The sequence below is a fragment of the Sphingobium sp. D43FB genome (assembly GCF_002312805.1).
Classification (GTDB): domain Bacteria; phylum Pseudomonadota; class Alphaproteobacteria; order Sphingomonadales; family Sphingomonadaceae; genus Sphingobium.
In genome coordinates this window covers 1-305 of the sequence record NZ_NMUA01000297.1, presented here as the reverse complement: position 1 = coordinate 305, position 305 = coordinate 1, and the positions used below count along the sequence as shown (strand labels likewise).

1 pseudogene is annotated in these 305 nt (G+C 46.9%); it reads left to right on the top strand.

What is annotated here, in order from left to right:
* A pseudogene (locus SxD43FB_RS25545) lies at positions 1-203 on the top strand (hypothetical protein); the annotation flags it as partial.
* Between the last annotated feature and the right edge of the window lie 102 nt (positions 204-305).

The window sequence follows — 305 nt, the reverse complement described above, 5'->3', positions numbered from 1 at the left end:
CTTGGCTGTTGAAAAGCCTTTATGGGGGAAACAAAGCTGAAAAAAATGCTGTTCTTGAGCGTATAAACCTTGAACAGGACGCCTTGCCTCATCTTGGCAGCTGGAAAGCAGACACTTACCTTCTTCATAGGATTGTTGATGAGATTGAAGTCCGGAAACCGAAAAATGTTGTAGAATTAGAGCCCGATCCGAAACTAAGTTGAGTGGTATCAGCGGGTTAGCTTGACGCTTGCCGCAGTCGTTGATTCAGGGGTTTTGCAACAAACTTCCGGAGATCAACGATGTGGACCGATACCACTCGGGCG